The sequence below is a fragment of the Gordonia sp. (in: high G+C Gram-positive bacteria) genome, assembly GCF_049299075.1.
Taxonomy (GTDB): Bacteria; Actinomycetota; Actinomycetes; order Mycobacteriales; family Mycobacteriaceae; genus Gordonia.
The window spans coordinates 1-3,256 of record NZ_JBAQWU010000506.1; the positions used below are offsets into that span (position 1 = coordinate 1).

Below are 3,256 nucleotides of genomic sequence, written 5' to 3' on the forward strand. Positions count from 1 at the left end.
CCGTCGTACAGTGCGGCGAGGGTGTCCAGTTCGACCGGGTACTCGTGCTCGGCGAGATCGTACTTGCGGGAGATCGGCCGGAACACCTGCAGACCGGCCTGGCGGGCCTGGTCGATGTTGGCAGCGAACTTGCGGGGGAGTTCGAGATTGATAGCCATCAGAGCACCACGATTCCCTCGCCGATGCCGGCGCCGCGCAGATCGCGGTACCAGCGCTCGACCGGATGCTCCTTGGTGAAGCCGTGGCCGCCGAGGAGCTGGATGCCGTCCAGGCCGATCTGCAGACCCTTGTCGATGGTGAGTTTGCGGGCCAGCGCGGTCTCGCGGGCGAATGACAGGCCCTGCTCGGCGCGGGACGCGCCGCGCAGGGTCACCAGGCGGATCGAGTCGATCTCGGTAGCCATGGTGGCCACCATGAAGGCCACCGCCTGGCGGTTGGAGATCGGCTCGCCGAAGGCTTCGCGCTCGTTGACGTAGGGGACCACGTAGTCGAGGACGGCCTTGGCGGTGCCGACGGCCAGTGCCGACCAGCCCAGCCGCGACAGCCGCACGACGTCGGTGTACGCCTCGACGGCGGTATCGCCGCCGAGGACCGCGCTCTCCGGGACGGACACACCGTCGAGGATCAGCCGGCCCATGCCAGCGGCGCGCAGCCCCATACCCGGGTCGGCCTCGACGGACAGGCCGGCGGTGTCGGACTCGACGATGAAGATCGCCGGACGGCCGTCGAGCATGGCGCCGACCAGGAACAGCTCGGCGTCGCCAGCGTTCGGGACAAAGCTCTTCACGCCGTCCAGGCGGTAGCCGCTGGGTACGCGGGTGGCCTTGGTGCGCAGGTTGAAGGCATCGAACAGCGGCCACGGCTCGGCGATGACGACGGCCGAGGCTGGCACGTTCTCGCCAGCGAAGTCGGGCAGGTAGGTCTGCTGCTGTGCGTCGGTGCCGAAGTTGGTCAGCGTGGTGGCGACACCGCTCGGGGCGAGCAGCGGCAGGGCCAGGCCCATATCGCCCTGGGCCATGGCCTCGGCGACCAGTGCGTTGGTCACCACACCGCGCTCGGAGGCGGCGCCGTCGAACGCCTCGGGGACGTTGATCATGGTGATGCCCAGCTCGGCGGAGCGCTCCAGGATCTCGGCGGGGGCCGCGGCGTTCTTGTCGGCCTCATAGGCGGCCGGACGCAGGATCTCGGTGGCGAAATCCAGGACGGTCTCGGCGATCATCGCCTGCTCGTCGTCGGGATTGAGGTTGAAGTACCCCTTCGGGCTGACGACCGGGCGCTCCGGGCTGCCACCGCCGGCCGACGGCGTGAAGGTGCGGCTGGCGGCGCCGAGGGTCTTGAAACCCGTCCGGGTGGCTTCGAAGGCGACCCGGTTGATCGGCTCGCGCAGGTTGTACTTATTGGCGAACTCCGAGCCGGTGAGCGCGGTCAGGGCGCGCATGGCCACCCCGATCGGACTGCGCTTGTGCGCCTGCGCACCGACCGAACTGGTGTCCTTGGGGGTCGTGGTCTTCTCGGTCATGTCTGTCTCTCTCGACGGGGACGAGGGGTCATCTCGCGGATGATCTTACTCCGCAGTAAGAACAACCTTACTTCGCGGTAAGGACGTTGTCACGTGGCAGCATGGGGTCATGTTGGTCACGTCGTACGGACATTCCTGTGTGCTCGTGGAACTGGCGGGATCTCGTATCCTCTTCGACCCGGGAAATCTCTCCTTCGGCTTCGCGGAGCTCACCGGGCTAGATGCCATTCTGATCACCCACCAGCACCCCGATCATGCTGACCTGGCGCGGCTCCCGGCGCTGGTGGCAGCCAACCCCGCCGCCCGCCGCTACGCCGATCGGCAGACCGCTCTGCAGCTCAATGGCGCGGGCGGCATGGGCGCGTGGTCGGTGCTCGGACCCGGGGAGGAGTTCGCCGTCGGCGCGGTCATTGTGCGCGGCACCGGTGGACGGCACGCGGTGATCCACCCGGAAATCCCGGTCGTCGACAACACCGTTTACGTGCTCGACGCACCGGACCGGACCGCGGCGTTTCTGCATCCGGGCGACAGTTTCTACATTCCGGGCGAACAGGTCGACGTGCTCGCCCTGCCCGCCGCGGCCCCGTGGATGAAGCTGAGTGAGTCGGTCGACTACTTGCGCGCGGTCAATCCGCGCATCGCCTTTCCGATCCATCAGGGCGTCCAGTCCGACGCCGGTCGGGAGATCCACAATGCCCGGATCGAGGAGATGAAGCCGGTCGCCACGGAGTTCACCGTGCTCGCGCCGGGAGACCGTCGCGAGTTGTAGTGGGGGCCGTCGGTGCGGGAGGTTGATGCGCCGGTCCTGCCGCGCCGGAACTGCGGGCTCGCAGTTGCGATGATCGCCTGCCGGGCAGGGCGGGACCGCGATAGATTTTCTCTCACCACCCGCATTCGCGTGGATTCACCTGTCGGGTCGAACGAGGGAAACGCTATGAAGCGCGACGACGTCGCAGTACTGATCGATCACACCTTGTTGAAGCCCGACGCCACCGCCGAGCAGGTGCGGGCGCTGATCGACGAGGCGGCAGCACTCGGCACGTACTCGATCTGCGTCTCGCCCAGCATGCTCCCAGTCGCCGTCCCGAACGGACTCAAGGTCGCCACGGTCTGCGGGTTCCCCTCCGGTGCGCACCACAGTGGGATCAAAGCCGCCGAAGCTGCCGACTCGGTGACCTGCGGGGCAGACGAGGTGGACATGGTGATCAACCTCGCCGACGCAGTGGACGACGACTTCGACGCGGTCCAGGCTGATATCGCCGCGGTCCGCGCCGCCTGCCCGCCGCCGGTGGTCCTCAAGGTGATCATCGAATCGGCCGCCCTCACCGATCGGCAGATCGTCGGTTGCTGTCGGGCCGCGGAGACCGCGCGCGCCGACTTCGTCAAAACCTCGACTGGCTTCCATCCGGCCGGTGGCGCTAGCGCGCACGCTGTCGCCCTGATGCGCGCGACCGTTGGCGATCGCCTCGGCGTTAAAGCCTCCGGGGGGATCCGCACTGCAGTGCAGGCGACCGCGATGATCGACGCCGGCGCCTCCCGGCTCGGTCTCTCGTCGTCGGCCGCCATTCTCGAAGAGCTGAACCGATGAGCGATCTACTCGACGCCGCGCGCACCTGGCGCGCCCACGACCCGGACCGCTCCACGCAGGTCGAACTCGACGAGGTAATTGCCGCCGCCGCAGCCGGCGACGCTGCCGCCCTCGCCGACCTGGAATCGCGGTTCGCTGGCCCGCTGACC

Annotated in this window: 3 protein-coding genes and 1 pseudogene; 2 read left to right on the forward strand and 2 right to left on the reverse strand. The window is 68.2% G+C overall.

What is annotated here, in order from left to right:
* Both WAW85_RS16035 and WAW85_RS16040 read right to left on the reverse strand, forming a co-directional pair.
* Nucleotides 1–158 (reverse strand): annotated as a pseudogene (locus WAW85_RS16035) (acyl-CoA dehydrogenase); the annotation flags it as partial.
* A complete protein-coding gene (locus WAW85_RS16040; protein WP_422560584.1) occupies nucleotides 158–1,519 on the reverse strand; it encodes an acyl-CoA dehydrogenase family protein in 1,362 nt (453 codons plus the stop codon). The gene WAW85_RS16040 and the pseudogene WAW85_RS16035, both read right to left, overlap by 1 nt.
* Before the next feature lie 109 nt (nucleotides 1,520–1,628).
* Here WAW85_RS16040 and WAW85_RS16045 point away from each other — a divergent pair, with 109 nt between their 5' ends.
* The gene (locus WAW85_RS16045; protein ID WP_422560585.1) at nucleotides 1,629–2,288 is read left to right on the forward strand and encodes an MBL fold metallo-hydrolase; all 660 of its coding nucleotides are present in this window, start codon (nucleotides 1,629–1,631) and stop codon (nucleotides 2,286–2,288) included.
* A 165-nt stretch (nucleotides 2,289–2,453) separates the two neighbouring features.
* On the forward strand, nucleotides 2,454–3,107 hold the full coding sequence (deoC, locus tag WAW85_RS16050; protein ID WP_422560586.1) for a deoxyribose-phosphate aldolase: 654 nt from the start codon (nucleotides 2,454–2,456) through the stop codon (nucleotides 3,105–3,107).
* The last annotated feature ends 149 nt before the right edge of the window (nucleotides 3,108–3,256 follow it).

Excerpts from the sequence above, each read along its gene's own strand:
- WAW85_RS16040 (WP_422560584.1), bottom strand. The coding sequence starts at position 1,519 with ATGACCGAGAAGACCACGACCCCCAAGGACACCAGTTCGGTCGGTGCG.
- WAW85_RS16045 (WP_422560585.1), top strand. The coding sequence starts at position 1,629 with ATGTTGGTCACGTCGTACGGACATTCCTGTGTGCTCGTGGAACTGGCG.
- deoC (WP_422560586.1), top strand. The coding sequence starts at position 2,454 with ATGAAGCGCGACGACGTCGCAGTACTGATCGATCACACCTTGTTGAAG.